The organism is Mesonia mobilis DSM 19841 (genome assembly GCF_000423405.1).
GTDB lineage: Bacteria > Bacteroidota > Bacteroidia > Flavobacteriales > Flavobacteriaceae > Mesonia > Mesonia mobilis.
This window is the reverse complement of the sequence record NZ_AUHX01000014.1, coordinates 38,007-61,509: the sequence shown is the minus strand read 5'-3', so window position 1 is coordinate 61,509 and position 23,503 is coordinate 38,007. Positions and strand designations below refer to the sequence as shown.

Sequence of the window (23,503 nt, the reverse complement as noted above, 5' to 3'; positions counted from 1 at the left end):
TAACTTTCTTTTTTTTAAATTTTGTAATACTAATTAATACCAATCTAAAATTTCTACCTCAATTTCTGGATTGTTAGTGGTAACGATATTTTCAAACTGTTCTACATCGCTCATCCCATCTTTACCGCGGTAGTGATATGGGTAAACTTTTTTCGGTTTAAAATCTAATACAGCATCGGCTGCTGAATTTACAGGCATCGTGTAAGGTAAATTCATGCAAACAAAAGCCAAGTCGATATCTTTTAAGTTGCGCATTTCGGGTATGTCTTCGGTATCGCCAGAAACGTATATCTTTCGATCGTTCACATTAAATAAATAACCATTGCCGCGACCTTTTACGTGAAAATCTTTAGCTTCTTCACGCAAATTATACATTGGCATCGCTTTTACGTGAACCCCTAAAAAATCTTTTTCTTCATCATTACTCATCACAACTATGCGGTTACGTAATTCTTCCGGAAGTTGTTTGCGTACCGCTTTTGGGCAAACAATTTGTATTGCTGAATTCTCTTGGGTAAGCGCTAGTAAAGTTTCGGCATCCATATGATCGCCGTGAATATCAGTTACAAAAATAATATCGGGTTGGGGGAGTTTATTGTATTTTTCGGCTCCGCCAACAGGGTCAACATAAAAAATTCTGTTATTAAGCTTCATCGCAAACGAGGCGTGTTCTTCCGGCATTACTTTTATAGCATCTTCTTGGCTTTTTTCTATTTTCTCTGCTACGGCAGGAGAGATCTCTTGCTTATTTTCGTTTTCTTTAGCTTCTTGTTTGCAAGCAAATAGTGATACACTTAAAGCGCTTACTAAAAGTATTTTTTTCATATTTATAAATGGTTTGGTCGGTAAATCATTTTAATATCAGCTCGTTCATACGGAGCATTTTTTTCTAATTCAACTTCTTGAAAACCGAATTTACGATAGAGGTAAATGGCGTTTTCTAATTGTCGGCTAGAATACAGTACATATTCAAATTCTGGATGTTCTTTTACATATTGCTGAAAATACTTCAGCATAAATTGTCCTATTTTCTTTCCGCGTAGCTTTTCATCGACCGCCATTTTAGTGAGTTCTAACGTTTGCTCGTCGAGTTTAAGTAAAGCAAATGTCCCTACGATTTCTTCATCTAATTCAGCAAAGAAAATTTTACCTCCTTTGGCAATAATTTCTTCTTCACAGTTATAGAGTACGTCTTTGTCGTGAGGTTCTACTTTAAAAAATTTCTCTAACCAGGCTAAGTTTAGATCGGCAAATTGTTGGGCTAGAGGCGGGGTAAATTCTTTAATTTTTAAATTCATTTATTTTTCTTCTTCTCTTATAAAATCTGATACAAAATAACTTAAGGCTTTCCCGATCATCGTATTGTTTTCGGGAGAAGCTTCACATAAATGTAAGTATAAGACTTTTTGTTTTTTAGAAAGTTTGATGAAACTTCTAATCTCATTTACACCAAAACCACTTGGTGTCATCGCGCTGCTATCAAAGTTTTTAATGCTGTCGCAATCTATTTCTAAGCCAAATTGATTGCGTACAAAATCGGTGGCTTTTTTAAACTTGATGAGTTTTTCGATGGTCGTTAAATGTAAATAATCTTCTAGAAAAGAATATTTTATGTGCTTATCGGCATTCATATAATCAAAAATATACTGCGGCGTATAATTTTTATGAATCCCAACCATCGCATAACGATCTAAATATTCTTCTTCTTTTGCGTAACGAAAACCATTACCGCTATGTCTGTAATCGGTTTCACGCAAATCGGTATGTGCATCTACATTTAGAACATGAATTGAGCGATCTAAAGCTTTTGAAGTTCCTTTAATGTTACCATAAGCGTTATTGTGGCCGCCACCAATAATGACCGGTATTTTACCATAGCTAACGATCTTTTCTACCACCATAGCGACTTGCTCATCGATCTCTTGCACAATTTCACCCAATTCAAATTTAGTGTATGTGGCTAAAGATGCCTTCATAAACGAAGAGCAATTGATCTCGCCTAAAACCAAACAATTCTCAGGTTGGTTATATTTGTTTACCTGAATATTACAAAATGAATTTAAAAATGCACTCCAGGCTTTCGAAGTTCCCGGTTTACCAAAATTACCACGAACGCCAATATCTTCAGGAATACCGAAAATCACGTAGTCAACGTCGGTAGTTTCTAGTTCTTCAAAATTTTTGACAAACTGTAAAGCTTCTCCAAATTTGGTTTCACCTTTACGATGGTTAATATAATTGGTAATTCTATCTTTAGTATAAAAGTCGAAACTTTCCATCTTTGTTTTCGTATTAATTATTGAACTAATTTTCCGCCTAAAATCACCTGACTTATATGGTTATTACCAAAAGAATAAGGTAAAAAGCCGTAACTTGGTACTTGATCGGTAATAAGCAAGTTAGCAATTTTTCCTTTAGTAATACTACCGTGAGTTTTTTCGATACCCATTGCGTAAGCAGCGTTTAGCGTAGCAGCATTGATGGCTTCTTCAGGCGTCATTCCCATTTTTATACAAGCTAAAGAAACGACAAGATTCATATTTCCGTTAGGTGAACTTCCCGGATTATAATCGGTAGCCAAGGCTAAAGGCAAATCGGCATCGATCATTTTTCGAGCCGGAGCGTAAGGAATTTTTATAAACAGAGAACACGAGGGTAATGCTACCGGAATGGTATCGGTATTTTTTAATGCTTCGATGTCTTCGTCTTTCATCACTTCTAAATGATCTACAGAAAGTACGTTGTAATCAACACCGGTTTTTACGCCGCCGATCGAGTTGAATTGATTTACGTGAATTTTTCCGCGAAGGCCATATTTTTTACCGGCTTCTAAAACCTGCTCGGTATCGTGAATGTCAAAATAACCTTGTTCACAAAAAATATCGATAAAATCGGCTAAATTTTCTTCAGCAATTTTAGGAAGCATATCATTACAGATCTGGTCAATATAACCTTGCTTATTGTCTTTAAATTCTGCGGGTAGAGCGTGCGCACCTAAAAAAGTTGTTTTAATAAGGATAGGATGTGCTTTTTGAAGCTTTTTTGCCACACGCAACATTTTTATTTCTGCTTCTGGTGTTAAACCGTAACCCGATTTAATTTCAATAGCGCCGGTTCCCATTTTTATCACTTGCTCTAAGCGTTGTAAAGATTGTTGGTAAAGCTCTTCTTCGCTGGTGTTTTGTAATTGGCGAGCACTGTTTACAATTCCACCGCCTTTGGCAGCGATCTCCTCGTAAGTGAGTCCGTTAATTTTATCGACAAATTCTTGTTCGCGATGACCGGCATATACCAAATGTGTATGAGAGTCGACCCAAGAAGGAAGCACAAGTTTACCGGTGGCATCTATTTCTTGATCGGTTTCAATGTTCGGGAGTGTTCCCATCCCGCCAAAATTTTCAATTTTATCTTCGTTAATGAGTAGCCAGGCATTACTAAGCGTTGGTAAATAAGACATTTGCTTGCCTTTAAGCTTGGTGATATTTTGATCTCGAACCTGTACGAGCTGCTTAATGTTTTTGATAAGTGTTTTCATAAAAATAAAAATACATAATTGCGAATAATTTTTTCCGCTAAAAGAGATTTAAAACTCGTAAATAACTTTAAATTATAGGTTTTTGCTATTTCGATAATCAAAACTTATAGTGAAATAAAATTTAATAAGTAAGAATCGTTTTTAGAAGTAGATATTCGTCTTATTTTTGCAGTGAACAAAAACGAAATATTAACTTAAAAATAAAAACAACTATGTCTATTGTAGGTAAAAAATTTCCAGATTTAGAAGTAAACGCAATGAATGAAATGGGCGATACTTTTAAAATTAACGTTTTAGAAGAAGCTAAAAAAAATAACAAGAAAGTTGTTCTTTTCTGGTACCCAAAAGACTTTACTTATGTATGTCCAACAGAGCTTCACGCTTTTCAAGAAGCTTTACCAGAATTCGAAAAAAGAAACACAATTGTAATTGGTGCTTCTTGTGATACTGCAGAAGTTCATTTTGCGTGGTTAAACACTTCAAAAGATAATGGTGGTATCGAAGGTGTAACTTACCCAATCTTAGCAGATTCTAACAGAAACCTAAGTTCAAGATTAGGGATCTTAGACACAACCAACGAAAGATATGACGAAGAAACAGGAGCTTACACTGTAGATGGTGACAATGTTTCTTACCGTGCAACTTATTTAATCGATGAAGAAGGAACTGTATTTCACGAAGGTGTAAACCATATGCCATTAGGAAGAAATGTAAGTGAATTCATTAGAATGATCGATGCCTATACTCACGTGCAAAAACACGGAGAAGTTTGTCCTGCAAACTGGGAAGAAGGAAAAACTGCGATGAAAGCAGATAGAGAAGGAGTTTCTTCTTACTTAGCAGCAAACTAAGATTTTAAAAATTGCTAGAAAAAGAAAATTAATTTACCGGCAATTCATTTTGCCGGTAGATTTTAACCAACAAAACAAATAAGCTATGTTACAAGAATTAGAACAAGATAATTTAGGCGAAATCGTATCAGACAACGATACAGTAATCGTACAATATATGGCCGGATGGTGTGGAAACTGCCGTTTAATGAAGCCGAAATTTAAAAAAATGGCTTCAGAAAATGAAAATGCAAAATTTATTTTGGTAGATGCTGAAAAATATCCGGAATCAAGAAAATTAGCAAAGGTTGATAATTTACCAACTTTCGCAACTTTTAAAGGCGGAAGTTTTGTAAACCAAGTACAAACTAACAAATTAGAATCTTTAAAAGAATTAGTAGATGAAGTTACCAGTAATTAAACACTTACAGAAAAACAACGAGAAAGAAAAGCTGGAACACACTGTTGAGGTTCTAGAATCTTTTACCGAACACCGTTCTTGTACAGACGAAGATATGGATGTGATCGGTGAATTAATTACCAATATTTGTGGCGCCATAGAAGTTCACAATATGGTTGAAGAAGGAGTTCCAGAAAGAGACGCGGCCAATAACTTTGTGAAAAAAGTTTTAGGCTCTATAGATAAATAATTATCCATAATTATTAGATTGAAGAAGGTTGCCAGATGGCAACCTTTTTTTATGATAGCTTTAATAAGTTTTGCCGGCTTAATTTGTACTTTTAAAATAAAAATGGCAACCATAACTTTAAAAGGCGAAGCTTTTAACACCGTGGGAGAATTACCCAAAGAAGGCGATAAAGCTCCAGATTTTCAATTGCTCAATTCAAGCTTAGAAACCGTAAAACTTTCAGATTATAAAGGAAAGCGTTTAGTGCTCAATATCTTCCCTAGTATCGACACGAATGTTTGTGCAACCTCAGTGAGAAATTTTAATAAACGCGCCAAAGATCTAGAAAATACAGAAGTACTTTGTATTTCTCGCGATTTGCCTTTTGCGCAAAAACGCTTTACCGATGGTGAAAGCTTAAGTGAAGTAATTACACTTTCAGACTTTCAAACGCAACAATTTGGTAAAGATTATGGCCTTGAGATTGAAAACGGACCATTTAAAAATTTACTCTCTCGTGTGGTGATTGTTGTCGATGAAGAAGGAAAAGTTTTACATTCGCAACAAGTTATAGAAATTGCCGATGAACCCGATTATCTTTCGGCATTAAAAACACTTTTATAATGCAAAATTCCTTTCTGGGGAAACGAATAAAAGCCTGTGGTTACGCCTTAAAAGGAGCTTATATTCTTATAAAGACAGAACCTCCTATTCAGGTGCAAATCGTGATATCGATCATCATGGTCGCTCTGGGTTTTTATTTTGAAATAACCACTGCAGAATGGATTTTTCAGACTTTCGCGATGGGAATGGTATTAAGCCTGGAAGCTGCCAATACTGCGATCGAAGAAATTGCAGATTTTATTCATCCAGATTTTCATCACAAGATCGGACTCATAAAAGATATGGCTGCCGGAGCGGTATTTTTTGCCGCGGTAACCGCAGTGGTAGTCGGTTTTATAATTTATATACCTTATTTATTTTAGAAAACTTGTTGCTGTTTATAATTAAATGAGCGATAACTAAGTTTTGTTATCTTTAATTCAGTTGAATTTGTATTTTTGCTCCTTAGCGAGAACTAATTCATGGCAAAGAAGAAAAAGACCACATCTAAAACTAAACAAAAAGCAAGCACTAAATTTAAAAAGCCCAACCTAAATTTTAACCGAAAACAAAAGGTGATTTTAGGGAGTTTTTTAATTCTTTTTGGTATCGCATTGTTGGTGGCTTTTACTTCCTTTTTATTCAATTGGCAGGTCGATCAAAGTACGCTTAGTAACCTCTCAGACCGAAGTGTAGAAACCAAAAACTGGCTCAGTAAATTTGGAGCCGGCATTAGTAATTTCTTTATTTATAAAGGTTTTGGAATTGCCGCTTACAGCATTGCCGTTCTGGTAAGTTTAACCGGTTTTTATTTTTTCTTCGGAATGAATAAAAAGAACCTGAAAACTTTTTGGTTTTGGGGTGTTTTAGTAATGCTTTGGTTTTCTACTGTTCTTGGTTTTTTTGCTGAAAGTAATGCACTTTTAGGCGGAATGATTGGCTTTGAAACCAACGATTTTTTACAAGATTACTTAGGTTTTGCAGGAACGGTTTTACTATTAGCTTTTATTTTAATTGTGTATTTAGTAGCACGATTAAATGTAACGCCGGAGATGTTGGCAAAATATTTCCATAAAACGAAAAAAGAAGTTGCTGAAGATTTTGATGAAGCACAACAAGAATCTGCTACTGCAAGCAACACTACCGAAAATACTTCCGAAGAAATACAAGCACCAATTGTAAAAGAAAACGTGCAAACTTCAGCTTCAGAAGAAACAGAAGCAGAATTGGCGATTAAGTTTGAGCGTAAAGATGGGGAAGAGGAAGAAACTACTTCCGCAAAAAATTCAAATAAAATTGAAGAAGAACAAGATTCTTCTATCGATTTAAATACAGAAACTAATTCAACAGAAACATCAACGCCTTCAGAAAAAGAAAAGATCGTGATCAAGTCGAACGACGAGGAAGATGTTGCGATGGAAGTAGAAACGGCGGAAGAAGAAGAGGTAGAAGAAGATAGTCTAAGTAAGAAGATCGTAAAAGATTTTGGAGAGTTTGACCCAACTTTAGAACTTTCTAACTACAAATTCCCAACTATTGAATTATTAAAAGATTATAATGCCGGTGGTTCTAGTATTACGATCGATCAGCAAGAATTAGAAGAGAATAAAGACAATATTGTAAATACGCTAAAGAATTACAAAATTGAGATCGCGCAAATTAAAGCGACCGTCGGCCCAACGGTTACACTTTACGAAATTGTACCCGAAGCCGGAATTAGAATCTCCAAAATTAAAAATTTAGAAGACGATATTGCCCTTTCTTTAGCAGCTTTAGGTATTCGTATTATTGCGCCGATCCCGGGTCGTGGTACTATTGGTATCGAAGTGCCTAATAAAAACGCAAGTATCGTTTCGATGCGATCTGTAGTGGCATCTTCTAAATTTCAACACGCAGAAATGCAATTACCTATTGCTTTGGGTAAAACTATTTCTAACGAAACTTTTGTGGTCGATCTTGCTAAAATGCCTCACTTACTAATGGCAGGAGCAACCGGGCAAGGTAAATCTGTAGGTTTAAACTGTATTTTAACTTCGTTACTTTACCAAAAGCATCCGGCAGAAGTAAAGTTTGTATTGGTCGATCCAAAAAAAGTAGAACTTACGTTATTCAACAAAATAGAAAGACATTATTTAGCTAAACTTCCCGATAGTGAAGAGGCGATTATTACCGATAATACCAAGGTAATTAATACGCTAAATTCACTTTGTATTGAGATGGATCATCGTTACGACTTGCTGAAAGATGCAATGGTGAGAAACATAAAAGAATACAACGAGAAGTTTAAAGCAAGAAAATTGAATCCGGAAAACGGACATAAATTTTTACCGTACATCGTACTGGTTGTCGACGAGTTTGCCGACCTTATTATGACGGCAGGAAAAGAGGTAGAAACTCCGATCGCTCGTTTAGCGCAGTTGGCTCGTGCTATAGGTATTCATTTAATTATTGCAACGCAGCGACCTTCTGTAAATGTAATTACGGGGATGATCAAAGCTAACTTCCCGGCAAGAATCGCCTTTAGAGTAACTTCTAAGATCGATTCGAGAACGATTTTAGATAGTGGTGGCGCCGACCAGTTGATAGGTCGTGGAGATATGCTTTACACACAAGGTAACGATTTGGTACGTTTGCAATGTGCTTTTGTCGATACTCCAGAAGTTGAAAAAATCACCGATTTTATTGGTTCGCAAAAAGCCTATCCGGATGCTCATCAATTACCCGAGTACGAATCTGAAGATAGTGGCACAAGTCTTGATATAGATGTAGACGAACGTGATAAACTATTTAATCAAGCAGCAGAAGTGTTGGTGACTGCACAACAAGGATCAGCTTCACTTTTACAGCGAAAATTAAAAGTAGGTTACAACCGCGCCGGTAGATTGATCGATCAATTAGAAGCGGCCGGAATTGTAGGTCCGTTTGAAGGTAGTAAAGCAAGACAAGTTTTAGTGCCCGATTTAATTGCGTTAGAAGAACATTTAAATAATGAATAAAACAAGCATACAACAAATGAAAAAATTAACCTTTATACTCAGTTTTTTTGTAGCATTTAGCACCGTTTCTTTTGCTCAGAATTCAGAAAAAGCAAAAGCTTTGTTAGATGAGGTTTCTAAAAAGGTAAGAGCCTACGATAATATTGAAATTGAATTCTCTTACGTTTTAGAAAACACCACAGAAAATATCAAGCAGGAAACTCGTGGCGATGTGGCACTAAAAGATGAAAAGTACCGTCTAAACTTAATGGGGACCACGCGTTTATTTGATGGGAAAAAATTATACACCATTATTCCTGAAGATGAAGAAATTAATATTTCAACCTATAATCCAGAAGACAATACCGGTATTACTCCTTCAGAAATGCTTACGTTCTATGAAGATGGTTACACTTACAAATGGGATATTAAGCAGAACGTAAAAGGAAGAAAAATTCAGTACATCAAATTAACTCCTATCGACTCTAATGCTGAAGTAAAAGAGATTTTATTGGGTATCGATGTACAAACCAAACATATCTACAATTTAATACAGACGCAAGACAATGGCACTAAAGTGACTATTAAAGTAAACAGCTTTAAAACCAACCAGCCTATGTCTTCGATTCTGTTTTCATTTAACGAAGAAAAATACCAAGGTTATTATATTAATCGTTTAGATTAGTCTATTGAAGATTTTAGATCGCTACATATTTTCAACTTTTGTAAGAACGTTTTTAGCTGTATTCGTCATTCTGATGTTCATTTTTGTACTTCAGGGAATATGGTTACACATTTCAGAACTTGCCGGTAAAGACTTAGATTACGCTATTATCGGTAAGTTTTTATTATACCTTACCCCAAGTTTAATTCCGCTGGTATTACCCTTAACTATTTTGGTTTCTTCCATTATGGTTTTTGGTGGTTTTGCAGAGAATTATGAGTTTGCAGCTATGAAGTCTTCCGGGATCTCGCTCCAACGAGCAATGCGAAGTCTCATCTTTTTCATTTCATTTTTAAGTGTCGTTGCGTTATTTTTTGCTAATACGGTTATTCCTTGGGCAGAATTTAAGTTAATTAATTTACGTTACAACATTCGAGAATTAAAACCTTCGATGGCGATCGTAGAAGGCGCTTTTAATGAAATTGGTGATGTAAATATGAAGGTTGCTGAAAAATATGGCGATGAAGGCGATAAGTTTAGAGATGTGATCATTCATAAAAAAACGCCTAAGAAAATCGGTAATTTCACCGTGATCAAAGCTGAATCTGGTGAATTGATAAATACGGGAGACAAAGGCTTGGCATTGGTTTTATATAATGGTAATTATTATGATGAATTACAGCCAAAAGATTATAAAGAGCGACGTAAAAAACCTTACCTGAAGAGTTATTTTGAAAAGTACAATATCAATATCGATCTCTCTAGTTTTAATGATGTCGATTTAGGTGAAACTAAGTATAATTATTCTTATAAAATGCTCAATATCCCTGAGTTGAATGAATCCTTAGATTCACTTTCGGGAGATTTAAATCAAGACAAGCTTAATTTTTCTAACAATATTATTTCAAGAAGTGGAGCCAGAAGATTAGGCGATGGCGAAAAAGAAAAAGATACTTCAGCTTTAAAGAAATTAAACAAGCCTAAAAATTTAAGCAGTAGTAAGATAAAAAGTGTTCAGTCTAAAGATACAATTACTTACGAGGTAAATACGATTGAAGAGTTTTTTGATAGCTACGATCTACGTCAAAAACAACAAGTAACCAATATTGCGTTAGGAGCTGTTCGTGGTACATTATCGAACATTAAAGGCAAAGAAAGTATTTTAAAGAAAAAAGCCTCTCGTTTAAATAAAACAGAAATCCAGCTGCACGAAAAATATGCACTAGCTGTGGCGTGTTTTATATTGTTTTTTGTAGGTGCGCCATTAGGAGCAATTATTAGAAAAGGAGGTTTAGGTTTACCAATGGTAGTGGCGATTTTATTGTTTTTAACTTATCATTTTGTGGGTATTTTTGCCAAGAATAGTGCAGAAGATGGTACTATTAGTCCGTTTGTAGCCACTTGGCTTTCAACTTTTATTATGTTCCCATTAAGTATTTATTTAACCTATCGTGCAACTACCGATCAAGGATTTATCAATACCGATGTAATTACAGAACCTATCAAGAAGTTCTTCTCAAAAATTGCCGGTATAAAAAAGAAAGACACAGAATAGATTGTGTACCTTTGCAGCAAGAAAATTTATAAGAAATGTCTGCAGATATAACTACTGAAAATAAAATACAATTAAATACCATTCCTGAAGCGATCGAAGACATTCGTGAAGGGAAAGTGGTGATCGTGGTCGATGATGAAGATCGCGAAAATGAAGGTGATTTTGTGGCAGCTGCTGAAAAAGTGACTCCAGAAATGATCAACTTTATGGCAACTCACGGCCGCGGATTAATTTGCGCGCCACTTACCGAATCGCGTTGTGAAGAATTGCAATTAGATATGATGGTTGGTAATAATACCGACGTGATGGAAACTGCATTTACCGTTTCTATCGACTTAAAAGGTTACGGTTGTACCACGGGTATTTCAGCATCAGATCGATCAAAAACGGTTAAAGCTTTAACCGACGATTCTATTAAGCCTTACGAATTAGGGCGTCCCGGTCATATTTTTCCTCTAAAGGCAAAAGAAGGTGGCGTTTTAAGAAGAACCGGTCACACTGAAGCAGCGATCGATTTTGCTAGATTAGCAGGACTTTCACCGGCCGGAGTGATTGTTGAAATTATGAATGAAGACGGAACAATGGCACGTTTACCTCAATTGGTTGAAGTAGCAAAACGTTTCGACTTAAAAGTAGTTTCTATTGAAGATTTGGTGGCTTATCGAATGCAACACGATTCGTTAATCGAGAAGAAAGAAGATTTCGATATCAACACTCGTTTTGGGACTTATCGTTTAAGAGCTTACAAACAAACGACGAATGATCAAATTCATATTGCTTTAACCAAAGGAAGTTGGACGACAGAAGAATCGGTGATGGTTCGGGTAAATTCAACTTTAGTGAACAACGATATTTTAGGTACGTTAACTAATGATGCCGATAAGAAATTAGACGATATGTTTAAGGCCTTACATAAAGAAGAAAAAGGCGCGATCGTATTTATTAATCAAGAAGTTTCAAGTTTAAATCTTTTAAATCGTTTACGCGGATTAAAAGAGAATCAGGAAAACGGAGAAATTAAAGCGCCGCGTTTAGCGATGGATAATAAAGATTTCGGGATCGGAGCGCAAATTTTACACGATCTTGGGATCCATAAAATAAAATTACTTTCAAACTCTCAACAAAAAAAGAGAGTCGGGATGATCGGCTACGGCTTAGAAATCACCGAATATTTAAGTTATTAAAATAAAAAAGCCTCTCGATTGAGAGGTTTTTTTAAAAATTTACAAAAGCGATTTACTCTTTTATTTCTATAACTGTTTCCCTCAACGGTCTTCTTACTTTTTCAAAATCTGCAAAAATGTCGTCTTCGGCGCGGTAACCGACCGGTAATATTAAAACTGATTTTAAGTTTTTTTCTTTCAGCTTTAAGATTTCATCATATTTTTCAGCATCAAAACCTTCCATAGGGCAAGCATCGATTTTTTCCTCAGCACAAACCGTAAGCAAATTTCCTAATGCCAAATAAGCCTGATTTATGGCCCATTGTTCTTGTTCTTGTTGAGGTTTAGCTCCAAAATCTTTCAGTAAAAATTCTCGAAATGGCTTTAAAATCTCTTCCGGAGTATTTCTTATATTTTTAGTCAATTCAAAATATCGATTGATAAATTCAGCATCAATATTTTTTTCAATACAAATTACCAGTAGGTGTGAAGCAGTCACGATTTGTTGTTGCTGAAAACTATGAGGTAAAAGTTGTTCTTGTAATTCTTTATGCTTAATTACTACCAATTGCAGCGGCTGCAAACCGTAAGATGTTGCGGTTAGATTAAAACATTGTTTTAAAACATCAATTTGTTCAGGAGATAATTGTTTGCTAGCATCAAACTTTTTAGTTGCGTATCGCCATTGTAAAGAGGTAAGACTGCTCATAAAATATTCTTCGTTAAGGATTGCAAATATACGTAAGCCTGTTTCGATGAAAGAAGACTTGTGGTAGAATCATAAAACTTTTTTAAATCTATTTGTAGTCATGTTTTTATGGTGCAACTTGCATTAAATTAGATAAAGATTGATGAAATTAATTTGCTCCGCCATTCTGTTTATTTTTCTACTGAATATTTCTCAAGTAAAAGCACAAGACTCTTTACAAAACCATTATCGGCATCAATTAAATTTTGGGACCGATAACGACTTTTTTGCTGTACTTACCAATAAAGATCGGTCGTATACCTTTGGGGTGAATGCCGCGTATCGATTTGCTCCGGAACAAGAGAATTTTATTTCGAAAATCTTTCCGCAGAAAAAAGCTTTTTTGCACGATATTTCTATTCATTTAGAAGCATATACGCCAAATTACGATTTTGAAACGGGTATCCCGACCGGCGATCGACCGTTTGCGGGATGGAGTTATGCAACTTTTGCAACGCGATATATTTTTGAAAATTCATTTTTCACCCTAAAAACTGATATTGGGGTTTTAGGTGAAATTTCTAAAGCAGGAACAGTTCAAGATTGGTTTCATAGTAACATATCAGGCGACACGGTTTTACAAGGTTGGGAAAATCAAATCCCGAATATGTTAGGCGTAAATTTAAAGGCGAATTACTATAAAAGTATTGTTAATAAAAATTGGTATGATTTCTTCGGAAGTGGTGAAGTTTCTTTAGGGAATGTTCGCTCTTATGTGATCCCAAAATTGTATATGCGTGTAGGAAGATTTTATGACCTGGGGAAAACTGCTTCCTTGAATAATTCGATATTTCAGCCGAAAGATGCTGTTGAATATTATGTGCAAGCTTCTGCAGGGTTTAAGTATATTGCCAACGATGCAACTTTACAAGGTAACATTTTTAGCGATACTCCCGATGCACGAACCTTAGATGATATTGATCATTCAACATTTCACGCAAATGTTGGAGGTTATGCAGCCTATCATCGTTTTAATTTAGGAGTGGTTTATCACTTTAATAGCGGGGAGATTGATACAATTAAAACGCATAGCTATGTTTCTGTAAATCTTGATTATAAATTTTAATCATTCCTTAATCTTGCATCCAATTCTTGTTGCTTACCTTTGCACTCTTAATAAGAAAGCAAATGAGAAAAATTTTTACCCTACTATTACTTTTAGCGATTACCTCTTTAAAAGCTCAAGTAGTTATTAATGAGCTAGATTCTGATACCGATGGTGTTGATGATCTAGAGTTTGTAGAATTAAAAACCGATAATCCTTATACATCTTTAGACGGTTATGTATTAGTGTTTTTTAACGGTTCGACAAGCGGTAACGATAGCAGTTATTATACGATAGATTTAGATGGTTTTACATCTGATATTAATGGATTGTTTGTTATAGGAAGTATGGGAGTTTCTCCTGTTCCTCAATATTTTATTTCAGATAACACGATTCAAAATGGTGCCGATGCGGTCGCAATTTATCAAGGTGACGATTTCGATTTTCCTGAAGGTACACAAGCGACAACCATCAATTTAATTGACGCTTTGGTTTACGATACCAACGATGCAGACGATACCGGTTTAATGAATTTATTAGGAGTTTCAGTTCAAATAAATGAAGATGAAAACAACAATAAAGATTTTGAATCGATACAACGTAATAATGACGGAACTTACTTTGTTGGTGCACCAACTCCTAGACAATTAAACGATGGAAGCGGAGTAATTTTAAATGGTGTTTCGATAAACGTAAATGCAACTGAATATAATGAAGGCGATACTTTCCCGATACAATTTACCACTCAGCAAAATGTTACAGGAAGCGACTTAACCATTACTTTTAGTTTGAGCAACGGAGGTTTTGATGCTTCAGATTTTTCAGGAAGTACGAGTGTAACTATTCCTCAAGGTCAAAATTCAGCAACAACAAACATTACCATTATCGACGATAATGATGATGAAGGTGATGAAGAGTTGATCATTGCGATGGATCCGTTACCAAATGAGTATGTTGAGTTAAACAACAACATTTTAATTCGAGTAGTCGATAACGATTATACAGTAGCTGCTTGGGGAACTCCTGTAAACCCAACTTATACTGAAGTTGAAAGTAGCGCTCCGGTAGGTTATTATAACTCATTAGATGGAGAATCTGGTCAAGGATTGCGTGATGCTCTGCAAGCTATTATTGCTGAAGAAGGAGTCGTGCGCGCTCAAACTTATACCGATGTTTACGATATTTTAGAAGAGGCAGATCAAAACCCGGCTAACAGCAATGAAGTTTGGTTGGTGTACACCGAGCAAGGTCGCCCAAAATTAGACAGACAAACTTCTTCAGACAATACCAGTACTTGGAATAGAGAACATACGTACCCGAGATCTCGCGGAGGTTTTTACAGCATCGAAGAAGATGACATTGCCGATGGTATTAATGTATATTGGAATACCACTGCAGATTCTTTACGCCACGGAAATTCTGACGTTCACGCTTTACGCGCTGTAGATGGTCCTGAGAATAGTTCTCGAGGAAATCAGTTTTACGGTCCAACTGAATATACCGGCCCTGCGAATACGCAAGGAAGTTTTAGAGGTGATGTAGCAAGAAGTATTTTGTATATGGCGATTCGCTACAATGATCTAGACGTTGTAAATGGTTACCCTGATGGAAATGTAGGAGAATTCGGAGATTTAGCTACTTTATTACAATGGCACCAAAACGATCCGCCAGACGATTTCGAAATGAATAGAAATAATGTAATTTACAATTGGCAGATGAATAGAAATCCGTTTATCGACCAACCGGAATTGGTAGATTACATTTGGGGATTACAAGCCGGCCAGACTTGGGATCAAGAACTTTCAACACAAGAAAATAAATTTACCGAAATTAAGATTTTCCCAAACCCAACTGCTGCTGAATTAAATATTGTAGGAGTAAACGGTGATTATCAAATTGAAATATTTTCAATTTTAGGAAATAAAGTTTACAGCAAAAAAGCTACAGGAAACATAACCATTAACCCAGAATTATCTTCTGGAGTTTATTTGGTGAAGATCAATACTACAACAAGTAGCAAAGTACAAAAAGTGATTGTGAGGTAAGCTTTCTAATCCTATATAAATCAAAAACCTTCATTGCAAAATGAAGGTTTTTTTATGCTTAAAATTTATGAAATATTTTCATTTCTCAATTCAATTTTAAATTACATTTACCCGGTTTTTTAATAATGTAAATGAACAAATATATTGTCGTAGACAATCCCAAATCCTGGAAGTTTCTAGCAGAAAACATTCAGGTAGTTTCGGCTCAAGAATACCTTACTAATGCAGATTTTGCGAGCCAGAAAAACCTTCGGGTGTTTAATCTTTGTAAAGATTATTCGTATCAATCTAAAGGCTATTATGTTTCGCTTTTAGCAGAAGCACGCGGACATTCTCCAATTCCGAACAGCAAAAATCTCGTCGATTTACGAGCGCCAAAATTGGTGAAAGTAATTTCAGAAGAATTTGAAGATTTAATTCAGCAAAGTTTAAAAAGTATTAAATCTCGAGAGTTTGTTTTGAGTATTTATTTTGGGCAAAACGTGGCTCAAAAATATAAAGAACTGAGCGCAACTTTTTTTAAGAATTTTCAGATTCCGTTTTTACGAGTAAAATTCAACTTTACTCATAAATGGAATATTCAACATATTCGTGCGATTGCTTATGCTGAAATTCCACAGGAACATAAAACGAGCGTCGAGCAATTTGCACTTCAATATTTTGCTAAAAAACGCTACGATACGGCAAAACCTTCTAAGTTTTTGTACGATTTGGCAATTTTGGTAAACGAAAACGATCCTGCGCCGCCAAGTAATGCTAAAGCTTTAAAAAAGTTTATAGACATTGCTGAAAAGAATAACTTTTATGTAGAAATGGTCTCGCCGAAAGATCTTTCACGGCTTTCGGCTTTCGATGCATTATTTATTCGTCAAAGTACAGAAGTAAATAACGAAGCTTACGCTTTTGCCCGAAAAGCCCAGCAAGAAAATATAGCGATTATCGATTACCCCGATGCTATTTTAAAATGCTGTAATAAAGTATTTATGGCAGAAGCTTTGCAAAATGCTCATATTGCTTCCCCTAAAACTAAAATCGTACATCAAGAAAATATACAGCAAGTCTTGGAAGAAATTAAGTTGCCGTGTGTGTTAAAAAGTCCCGATTCTACCTTTTCATTTGGAGTGAAAAAAGCTCAGACTAAAACTGAATATCTAGACTTGGTGAAAGAAATGCTGAAAACTTCAGATTTAATTATCGCACAAGAATTTACGCCTTCAGATTACGATTGGCGGATTGGTATTTTAGACGGAAAACCTTTTTATGCTTGCCGATATTATATGGCAAAAGGGCATTGGCAAATTTACAATTGGGCAGCAGAAGATAAAGAAGACCAAGATGGTAATGCCGATTGTTTGGCGATAGAAAATGTACCGCAAAACATAATTGATGCCGCGGTAAAATCTGCTAAAATTATGGGATTGGGATTGTACGGAATCGATATTAAAGAAGTTAACGGACAGCCGTTGGTGATCGAAATTAACGATAACCCCAACATCGATTATGGAGTAGAAGATGTGTATTATGGCGATGAAGTTTACCAACAAATTATTAAAGCTTTACTCAAACGAGTAGAAGAGAAGTAAGATGAAAAAATACCATCTTTTTGATGTTTTCGGGATCGAGTTAGAATACATGCTTGTGAACAAAAAAGACTTAAAAATCGCTCCGCAAGTAGATGAGTTGTTGCTGTTGAAGCAGGGTGAAATCACTTCTGATGTTGAAAACGGAGAAATCGCTTGGAGTAACGAATTAGTTGCGCACGTCGTCGAACTAAAAACCAACGGACCTGCGAAAGATCTCAAAAAACTAAGCGATCAATTTCATCAAAATATAGTTGAAATTAACGAGTTGCTCGCCGCAAAAGAATTACAATTATTACCAACGGCGTCTCACCCAATGATGAATCCGTTAACAGATACTCAACTTTGGAAACATAGCTTTTCTGAAGTTTATGCGCTTTATAACCGAATTTTTAATTGCAAAGGTCACGGTTGGGCAAACGTGCAAAGTATGCACATAAATTTGCCATTTTATGAGGATTTAGAGTTTGAAAAATTACATGCTGCGATTCGGGTTTTGTTGCCTTTGTTACCGGCTTTAGCAGCGAGTTCGCCGATTTTTGAAAGTAAGTTGACGGGTTTTAAAGATAGCCGAATGCAAGTCTATAAAACCAACCAAAAAGAAATACCGGTATTGGCCGGGAAAGTGATTCCGGAGCGGGTTTTTAGTAAAGCAGCCTATTATAAGGAAATTTTCGAACCAATTAATCAAGCGATTCAACCTTACGATACCGAGAAAATTTTAGAGCATCACTTTTTAAATTCTCGTGGAGCTATTGCTCGTTTCGATCGAAATGCGATTGAAATTCGAGTGTTAGATTTGCAGGAATGCCCAAAAGCAGATTTAGCGATCGCAATGTTTGTGGTCGAAGTTCTAAAATGGATGATCGATCTTTTAGATCTCGAAAAATTAAAGCTTTTACACGAAGATGAATTATTTAAAATTTTAAATGAAACCATTCGTTCTGCGGAAGAAGCAAATATTGAACATATTGAATTTTTATCGGTTTTTGGTTTCACTGAAAAGAACTATACCGCTCAAGAAATTTGGAAATTGTTCTTTGAAAAAGTAGCTGAAAAATTGAATGAAGAAACCCGACAAACTCTTCAAGTGATTTTAAAGAACGGTTCGCTTTCTATGAGAATTTTAAAAGCTTTAGGTGAAAACTTTTCAGAAGAAAATATGGTAAAGGTTTATCAAAAACTAGCGGATTGTTTACATAAAAATAAACTGTTTGTAAGTTGAAATTACTTATTACTTGTGAACACGGCGGAAATGAAATTCCGCCGGCGTATCACGCTTTTTTTCAACATCAACAACAAGCATTAAATTCTCATCGTGGTTACGATCAAGGAACTTTAGATCTGTTTGAAGAAGTGAAATTTTTAGCCGATTTTAGTCTTAAATCTGAAGTTAGCCGATTGCTTGTCGAGTTGAACAGATCTTTGCATCATCGGCAATTATTTTCTGAGGTATCCAAAGAATTTTCAGCAGAAAAAAAAGAAGAAATACTTCAGCAATATTATTTTCCTTATCGAAATTCAGTAGAAAAGCAGATAGAAACTTGGGTTCGTTTCCAAGAAAAAGTGATTCATTTGTCGCTTCATTCATTTACTCCCATATTCAACGGAATAGAACGAAATGCTGACGTTGGGATTTTGTATAACTCTTCAAAAACGAACGAGAAAAATTTCAGCAAAAACTTTAAACTTCAGCTTCAACAGGAATTGCCGGGATTTAAGATAAGATTCAATTATCCATATTTAGGGAAAGCTGATGGATTGACGACTTACCTTCGGAAGAAATTTCCAGCAAATTACACGGGAATTGAGTTAGAAATTAATCAGAAATACGTTGTAGAGAATCAGTTTTCAGCAGCAATAAAACAAGCTATTGCTTGTGTGCTTGAGCGACTTCGGGAAAATGAGCATTCAATGTTTTAGTCACTTCTTCAACTTCTCCGGCTTGCATATTTTCAATCGTCATTTGGTCTACGCGATAACGCACCAAGCGTAAAGTTGGGAAGCCAACAGCAGCGGTCATTTTCTTTACTTGGCGATATTTGCCTTCAGTAATAGTGATCGAAACCCAAGAGGTTGGTCCGTGACGTTCATCTCTAATTTTTTTAGCACGTTCAGGTAAAGTTGGCGGTTCAATTTTTTGAGCTTTACACGGTTGTGTAGTGTATTTTTTTCCTTGAATGCCAATTTCTACGCCTAGTTGTAATGCTTCAATTGCTTCATTGGTAATTAAACCATCAACTTGTACATAATATTCTTTTTCAACAGAAGTGCTCAAAATCGCAAAACTCATTTTACCATCGGTACTTAATAAAAGTAAACCTTCAGAATCTTCATCTAATCTTCCGATCGACATGGTTTCTTCAGGGAAATCGTACAATTCTCCCAGCATTTTTTTCTTCTTGGCTTTTTGCTGATTGGTGATAAACTGACTCAGATATCCGTAGGGTTTATACAATTTAAAATGGCGGTGCATAATTGTTGTTGCTGTTTGGAGAATGATACTTCAATTTCTGAAAATTTCCAAATATGAATACAAAAACTACTTTTAAAATTAATCGGAACTATCTTTTTAAACTTTAGAAAGTGACGAGATGTAATTTGATTTGTAATATTCTGTTGGACGTTTACCTACAATTTTGGTGAATGTATTGCTGAAGCTTGGTAAAGATGCATAACCGACCATCAAGGCAATTTCTGCAATGGTATATTTTCCTTCAATAATATATTCGATCGCCGTGAAAATGCGGAGTAAGGTGTAGTATCGAATAAAGGAAATATTCATATCTTTTTTAAAAAGACGATGCAGTGTACGTTCGCTAATAGAGAATTGTTGGGCAATTTCTGCAATGCTTCGATTTTTACTTAAATCTTTCCGAAGTAAATGGGTAACTCTCTTTAAACGTTCGTCACGAGCAACCGGTAAATTAAGTAAAACGGGTGTGTTTGAGATCTGCGGAAGTAAAACCTTAAAAGCCACTGCGATCGGGAATTTCTCTTGGTCTTGTGGTAGTATATCGCCATTCCAACTTTCAGTAAACAATAAGAGTTGTAATAGCATATCGTTTACCGGATAAATACCTGGCTGAAAATAAAAGGCTTTGTCATTTTTCTGTACCGGGAAGTAAAGGTTACGCATTACCACTTTTGGAGAACTCGGGAAAATGGCGTGTTCAACTCCGGGCGGGATCCACATAAAATGTCGCGCCGGAAGATAAAATTCTTCCAACTCATTCTTAACATACACCAAGCCGCCTTCGGTATATAAAAATTGCGCTTTTTGGTGCGAATGCGATTCAATAGAAACTTCGCCCATCGGGTTGTGGTAACAGTAGATGCTTCCTGGTTCTTTATCTACTTCGGTGAGGTAATATTTTGGCTGAATTTGGTTGATAGAAAGCTTTTGTCTTGTTTCAATAACTTATTGGCTGTTTGCGATAATAATTGATTATCAACTTTATATAAATTGCTATGAAATAATTAATAATTCATATTATACTCCTTTAAAAATCTATGATTCGATACTTAAAGAGGTGTAATTTATAGCAAATACATAATAAATTATGAGAGATGATCGATTATTATATGCTGCCTATAAAAGTAAAGTTTTTAGTGCAGATAAAGCCGCAAATTTAATAAATAATCACGATGTAGTTGGCGTTAGTGGTTTTACAAAAGCCGGTGATAGTAAAGCCGTTTTACCAACCTTTGCAGAACGCGCCGGAGAAGAAAATATAGAAATTACTTTGATTAGCGGAGCATCATTAGGTTATGATACAGATGGTAGTTTGGCCAAAAATAAAGCCTTGTATAAGCGAATGCCTTTTCAGGTAGATGCTACTTTAAGAAATGAAATTAACCAAGAAAACATTTTGTACATCGATCAGCATTTAAGTGAAACTGCCGAGCAATTACAAAACGGACACCTGCCTAAAATAGATATTGCTATTGTCGAAGCGGTTGGTGTGACAGAAGAAGGCCATATTATCCCAACGACTTCTGTAGGAAATTCTGCTACCTTTTTAGCAATGGCAGATCGAATAATTATTGAGATTAATGAATCGGTTCCCTTAGCTTTTAAAGGAATTCACGATATTAAAGTTCAAAAGGCAGTTCCGCATCGTGAGATTTTACCAATTACCAGCTGTGATAGTCGAGTAGGAGATCCTTTTATAAAAATAGACCCTAATAAAGTTGAAGCTATTGTTTTTACTCAAAAACCCGATGCGCCGGCAACTATTGCAGCACCCGATAAGAAAACGATTTCGATAGCAGAACATTTAATGAAGTTTTTTGAAGATGAAGTCGAAGCAGGTCGTTTAGGTAAAAGTTTACTTCCGTTACAAGCAGGAATCGGTAAAATTGCTAATGCCGTGCTAGCCGGATTTTTAAATAGCCCTTTTGAAAATCTTTCTATGTATTCTGAAGTTTTACAGGATAGTACCTTTCAGTTAATCGATTCCGGTAAAATGAATTTTGCTTCAGCTTCATCAATCACCGTTTCAGAAGAATGTTACGATAAGCTCATTGAAAATTTTGAAGATTATAAAGATAAAATTGTTTTACGACCACAAAATATAAGTAATGCTGCTGAGGTAATTAGACGTTTAGGCGTTATTGCGATTAATACTGCTATTGAGTTTGACATCTACGGAAATGTAAACTCTACGCATCTTACAGGAACACGAATGATGAACGGTATTGGTGGTTCTGGAGATTTTGCTAGAAATGCGTATTTAAGCGTGTTTGTTTGTCCTTCAATTTCTAAAGGCGGAAGTATCTCTCACGTCGTTCCTATGGTTTCTCATACCGATCATACAGAACACGATGTCGATATTTTAGTGACTGATCAAGGATTAGCAGATTTGCGAAATTTAGCTCCTATTGAAAGAGCACAAAAAATTATAGATAATTGTGTGCATCCCGATTACCGTGAGCAAATGCAAAGCTATTTTGATCAAGCAAAACTACAAAAAGGGCATACGCCTCATATTTTGCAAAATGCTTTTAGCTGGCACACAAATTTAAATGAAAATGGAACGATGATGATAAAACAAAATTCGACAAACCTATATTGTGGGAAGGTGTGAGGTTTTTAAGTGGTGTCGATTATTTTAGAATTTCGGCACCTCTTTGATAATCTGAAGGTCTCTTGCCAATTACTTTATAAAAAGTATTACTAAAAGTGGGAATACTAGAATATCCAACTTTTGAAGCTATTTCGCTAATGCTATATTTCTTTTGAGATAAGTAATCTATAGCTTTATACATTCTAATAATGGTGAAAAATTTGATGAATGATATATTGGTATCTTTTTTAAATAAACGGTGAAGAGATCTTTCATTAATATCAAATCTTTGTGCTAGATCTGATAGCATAATATTTTGATCAAGATTGTCGTCTAAAAACTGAGTGATTTCTTTTAGTTTTTGATCTTTAACTTTTGGTATGGTAAAGTTAATTGGTGTTTTAGAGAAATCTGGCAGCAAAACCTTAATCGCTTGAACGATCGGGTAAAGTTTTCTGTTAGATTCTTCAATATCACCTCGCCAGTCTTTAGTATGCAACAGCAACTGTAATAATAAATCTGTAGCAGGATAAACACCCATCGTGCTGTAATAATCTTTCTCATCCTCTTTTATAGGAATGTAAAGTGTTCTCATAAGTACCGTTTTTGAGTTCGAGTAGATCCCGTGAATTTCTCCTGCCGGAATCCAAACATAGTGATTACCCGGTACAAAAAACGTTTTCTTGTTGGCTTCAACTTGAATCGTGCCACCTTCTACGTACATAAGCTGTCCTTTCTTATGTGAATGTTTAAAAAAGGTAGACTGTTCTTCGACGTTATGCAAATCGTGATAGCAATAAATGCTCTCAGGATTTTCGTCTACTAATGCTAAAAATTGTTCTTGATTATTTATCACTTAATTGTGTCTAAAATTAATAATTACCTATTTTTTGTATAATTTTAATCAAACATTAACTAAATATAGATAATTTTAAGATTTTAAATATAGGGGTTATACAACTTTTTTTCAGTTAAAGCATTAAATAGGTAATTTTAAATAAGTATCAATATAATTTTTTTGAGAAAACTGGTGAAATTTTTAATTTTTGGGTTTAGGGGTAT

23 protein-coding genes are annotated in these 23,503 nt (G+C 35.3%); 15 read left to right on the top strand and 8 right to left on the bottom strand.

The window, feature by feature from the left end:
* Positions 1–33: 33 nt before the first annotated feature.
* Genes G551_RS0110860 through hutI form a run of 4 tightly spaced genes read right to left on the bottom strand, consistent with a single transcriptional unit; the run spans position 34 to position 3,535 of the window.
* Complete coding sequence (locus tag G551_RS0110860) at positions 34–825, bottom strand: MBL fold metallo-hydrolase (RefSeq protein ID WP_027885604.1); 792 nt, start codon at positions 823–825, stop codon at positions 34–36.
* A 2-nt stretch (positions 826–827) separates the two neighbouring features.
* On the bottom strand, positions 828–1,298 hold the full coding sequence (locus tag G551_RS0110855) for a GNAT family N-acetyltransferase (protein WP_027885603.1): 471 nt from the start codon (positions 1,296–1,298) through the stop codon (positions 828–830).
* Positions 1,299–2,279 carry a formimidoylglutamase gene (locus tag G551_RS0110850; protein WP_027885602.1) on the bottom strand — a complete coding sequence of 327 codons (981 nt, stop codon included), beginning with the start codon at positions 2,277–2,279 and terminating at the stop codon, positions 1,299–1,301.
* 17 nt (positions 2,280–2,296) lie between these two features.
* Positions 2,297–3,535 carry an imidazolonepropionase gene (gene hutI, locus G551_RS0110845; protein WP_027885601.1) on the bottom strand — a complete coding sequence of 413 codons (1,239 nt, stop codon included), beginning with the start codon at positions 3,533–3,535 and terminating at the stop codon, positions 2,297–2,299.
* Between the two features lie 212 nt (positions 3,536–3,747).
* Between hutI and G551_RS0110840 the strand changes: the two genes are divergently transcribed.
* From G551_RS0110840 to ribB, 9 genes are all read left to right on the top strand, one after another.
* Complete coding sequence (locus tag G551_RS0110840; protein ID WP_027885600.1) at positions 3,748–4,386, top strand: peroxiredoxin; 639 nt, start codon at positions 3,748–3,750, stop codon at positions 4,384–4,386.
* Between the two features lie 85 nt (positions 4,387–4,471).
* Entirely contained in the window at positions 4,472–4,786 is a 315-nt protein-coding gene (locus tag G551_RS0110835) for a thioredoxin family protein (RefSeq protein WP_027885599.1), read from the top strand.
* Complete coding sequence (locus tag G551_RS0110830; RefSeq protein ID WP_027885598.1) at positions 4,767–5,015, top strand: DUF6952 family protein; 249 nt, start codon at positions 4,767–4,769, stop codon at positions 5,013–5,015. Before G551_RS0110835 ends, G551_RS0110830 begins: the two co-directional genes overlap by 20 nt.
* 102 nt (positions 5,016–5,117) lie before the next feature.
* Positions 5,118–5,618 (top strand): thiol peroxidase, encoded by a 501-nt coding sequence (tpx, locus tag G551_RS0110825; RefSeq protein WP_027885597.1) that lies wholly within the window; start codon positions 5,118–5,120, stop codon positions 5,616–5,618.
* Positions 5,618–5,980: a diacylglycerol kinase gene (locus tag G551_RS0110820; RefSeq protein WP_027885596.1), complete on the top strand. Its 363-nt coding sequence runs from the start codon at positions 5,618–5,620 to the stop codon at positions 5,978–5,980. Before tpx ends, G551_RS0110820 begins: the two co-directional genes overlap by 1 nt.
* Positions 5,981–6,079: 99 nt before the next feature.
* Positions 6,080–8,593 carry a DNA translocase FtsK gene (locus G551_RS0110815; RefSeq protein WP_027885595.1) on the top strand — a complete coding sequence of 838 codons (2,514 nt, stop codon included), beginning with the start codon at positions 6,080–6,082 and terminating at the stop codon, positions 8,591–8,593.
* Between the two features lie 16 nt (positions 8,594–8,609).
* A complete protein-coding gene (locus tag G551_RS0110810) occupies positions 8,610–9,257 on the top strand; it encodes a LolA family protein (protein WP_027885594.1) in 648 nt (215 codons plus the stop codon).
* Between the two features lie 4 nt (positions 9,258–9,261).
* A complete protein-coding gene (locus tag G551_RS0110805) occupies positions 9,262–10,791 on the top strand; it encodes an LptF/LptG family permease (RefSeq protein WP_027885593.1) in 1,530 nt (509 codons plus the stop codon).
* Between the two features lie 35 nt (positions 10,792–10,826).
* Entirely contained in the window at positions 10,827–11,975 is a 1,149-nt protein-coding gene (gene ribB, locus G551_RS0110800) for a 3,4-dihydroxy-2-butanone-4-phosphate synthase (protein WP_027885592.1), read from the top strand.
* Positions 11,976–12,027: 52 nt separating this feature from the next.
* Here the strand turns inward: ribB and G551_RS0110795 are convergent, their stop codons facing one another.
* Positions 12,028–12,663 (bottom strand): NAD(P)H-dependent oxidoreductase, encoded by a 636-nt coding sequence (locus tag G551_RS0110795; protein WP_027885591.1) that lies wholly within the window; start codon positions 12,661–12,663, stop codon positions 12,028–12,030.
* 142 nt (positions 12,664–12,805) lie between these two features.
* On the opposite strand from G551_RS0110795, the gene G551_RS0110790 reads away from it, so the two are divergent.
* From G551_RS0110790 to G551_RS0110770, 5 genes are all read left to right on the top strand, one after another.
* Positions 12,806–13,768 carry a lipid A deacylase LpxR family protein gene (locus G551_RS0110790; protein ID WP_027885590.1) on the top strand — a complete coding sequence of 321 codons (963 nt, stop codon included), beginning with the start codon at positions 12,806–12,808 and terminating at the stop codon, positions 13,766–13,768.
* A 62-nt stretch (positions 13,769–13,830) separates the two neighbouring features.
* Positions 13,831–15,792, top strand: coding sequence for an endonuclease (locus G551_RS0110785; RefSeq protein ID WP_027885589.1), 1,962 nt, complete (start codon positions 13,831–13,833; stop codon positions 15,790–15,792).
* Between the two features lie 131 nt (positions 15,793–15,923).
* Positions 15,924–17,375, top strand: coding sequence for a RimK family protein (locus tag G551_RS0110780; RefSeq protein ID WP_027885588.1), 1,452 nt, complete (start codon positions 15,924–15,926; stop codon positions 17,373–17,375).
* A 1-nt stretch (position 17,376) separates the two neighbouring features.
* Positions 17,377–18,597: a glutamate-cysteine ligase family protein gene (locus tag G551_RS0110775; RefSeq protein ID WP_027885587.1), complete on the top strand. Its 1,221-nt coding sequence runs from the start codon at positions 17,377–17,379 to the stop codon at positions 18,595–18,597.
* Positions 18,594–19,295 carry an N-formylglutamate amidohydrolase gene (locus G551_RS0110770; protein ID WP_027885586.1) on the top strand — a complete coding sequence of 234 codons (702 nt, stop codon included), beginning with the start codon at positions 18,594–18,596 and terminating at the stop codon, positions 19,293–19,295. The genes G551_RS0110775 and G551_RS0110770 overlap by 4 nt, the downstream gene beginning before the upstream one ends.
* On the opposite strand, the gene G551_RS15720 is transcribed toward G551_RS0110770, so the two are convergent.
* Together G551_RS15720 and G551_RS0110760 are read right to left on the bottom strand one after the other, a co-directional pair.
* The gene (locus tag G551_RS15720) at positions 19,243–19,848 is read right to left on the bottom strand and encodes a pseudouridine synthase (protein ID WP_051191371.1); all 606 of its coding nucleotides are present in this window, start codon (positions 19,846–19,848) and stop codon (positions 19,243–19,245) included. The two genes, G551_RS0110770 and G551_RS15720, sit on opposite strands and share 53 nt — an antisense overlap.
* Positions 19,849–19,944: 96 nt before the next feature.
* The gene (locus G551_RS0110760) at positions 19,945–20,709 is read right to left on the bottom strand and encodes an AraC family transcriptional regulator (protein ID WP_262492864.1); all 765 of its coding nucleotides are present in this window, start codon (positions 20,707–20,709) and stop codon (positions 19,945–19,947) included.
* A gap of 226 nt (positions 20,710–20,935) precedes the next feature.
* On the opposite strand from G551_RS0110760, the gene G551_RS0110755 reads away from it, so the two are divergent.
* Positions 20,936–22,462, top strand: coding sequence for a succinate CoA transferase (locus G551_RS0110755; protein ID WP_027885584.1), 1,527 nt, complete (start codon positions 20,936–20,938; stop codon positions 22,460–22,462).
* A gap of 19 nt (positions 22,463–22,481) precedes the next feature.
* On the opposite strand, the gene G551_RS0110750 is transcribed toward G551_RS0110755, so the two are convergent.
* Positions 22,482–23,297 (bottom strand): AraC family transcriptional regulator, encoded by an 816-nt coding sequence (locus tag G551_RS0110750; protein ID WP_027885583.1) that lies wholly within the window; start codon positions 23,295–23,297, stop codon positions 22,482–22,484.
* Positions 23,298–23,503: the final 206 nt, after the last annotated feature.

Excerpts from the sequence above, each read along its gene's own strand:
- G551_RS0110860 (WP_027885604.1), bottom strand. The coding sequence starts at position 825 with ATGAAAAAAATACTTTTAGTAAGCGCTTTAAGTGTATCACTATTTGCT.
- G551_RS0110855 (WP_027885603.1), bottom strand. The coding sequence starts at position 1,298 with ATGAATTTAAAAATTAAAGAATTTACCCCGCCTCTAGCCCAACAATTT.
- G551_RS0110850 (WP_027885602.1), bottom strand. The coding sequence starts at position 2,279 with ATGGAAAGTTTCGACTTTTATACTAAAGATAGAATTACCAATTATATT.
- hutI (WP_027885601.1), bottom strand. The coding sequence starts at position 3,535 with ATGAAAACACTTATCAAAAACATTAAGCAGCTCGTACAGGTTCGAGAT.
- G551_RS0110840 (WP_027885600.1), top strand. The coding sequence starts at position 3,748 with ATGTCTATTGTAGGTAAAAAATTTCCAGATTTAGAAGTAAACGCAATG.
- G551_RS0110835 (WP_027885599.1), top strand. The coding sequence starts at position 4,472 with ATGTTACAAGAATTAGAACAAGATAATTTAGGCGAAATCGTATCAGAC.
- G551_RS0110830 (WP_027885598.1), top strand. The coding sequence starts at position 4,767 with ATGAAGTTACCAGTAATTAAACACTTACAGAAAAACAACGAGAAAGAA.
- tpx (WP_027885597.1), top strand. The coding sequence starts at position 5,118 with ATGGCAACCATAACTTTAAAAGGCGAAGCTTTTAACACCGTGGGAGAA.
- G551_RS0110820 (WP_027885596.1), top strand. The coding sequence starts at position 5,618 with ATGCAAAATTCCTTTCTGGGGAAACGAATAAAAGCCTGTGGTTACGCC.
- G551_RS0110815 (WP_027885595.1), top strand. The coding sequence starts at position 6,080 with ATGGCAAAGAAGAAAAAGACCACATCTAAAACTAAACAAAAAGCAAGC.
- G551_RS0110810 (WP_027885594.1), top strand. The coding sequence starts at position 8,610 with ATGAAAAAATTAACCTTTATACTCAGTTTTTTTGTAGCATTTAGCACC.
- ribB (WP_027885592.1), top strand. The coding sequence starts at position 10,827 with ATGTCTGCAGATATAACTACTGAAAATAAAATACAATTAAATACCATT.
- G551_RS0110795 (WP_027885591.1), bottom strand. The coding sequence starts at position 12,663 with ATGAGCAGTCTTACCTCTTTACAATGGCGATACGCAACTAAAAAGTTT.
- G551_RS0110790 (WP_027885590.1), top strand. The coding sequence starts at position 12,806 with ATGAAATTAATTTGCTCCGCCATTCTGTTTATTTTTCTACTGAATATT.
- G551_RS0110785 (WP_027885589.1), top strand. The coding sequence starts at position 13,831 with ATGAGAAAAATTTTTACCCTACTATTACTTTTAGCGATTACCTCTTTA.
- G551_RS0110780 (WP_027885588.1), top strand. The coding sequence starts at position 15,924 with ATGAACAAATATATTGTCGTAGACAATCCCAAATCCTGGAAGTTTCTA.
- G551_RS0110775 (WP_027885587.1), top strand. The coding sequence starts at position 17,377 with ATGAAAAAATACCATCTTTTTGATGTTTTCGGGATCGAGTTAGAATAC.
- G551_RS15720 (WP_051191371.1), bottom strand. The coding sequence starts at position 19,848 with ATGCACCGCCATTTTAAATTGTATAAACCCTACGGATATCTGAGTCAG.
- G551_RS0110755 (WP_027885584.1), top strand. The coding sequence starts at position 20,936 with ATGAGAGATGATCGATTATTATATGCTGCCTATAAAAGTAAAGTTTTT.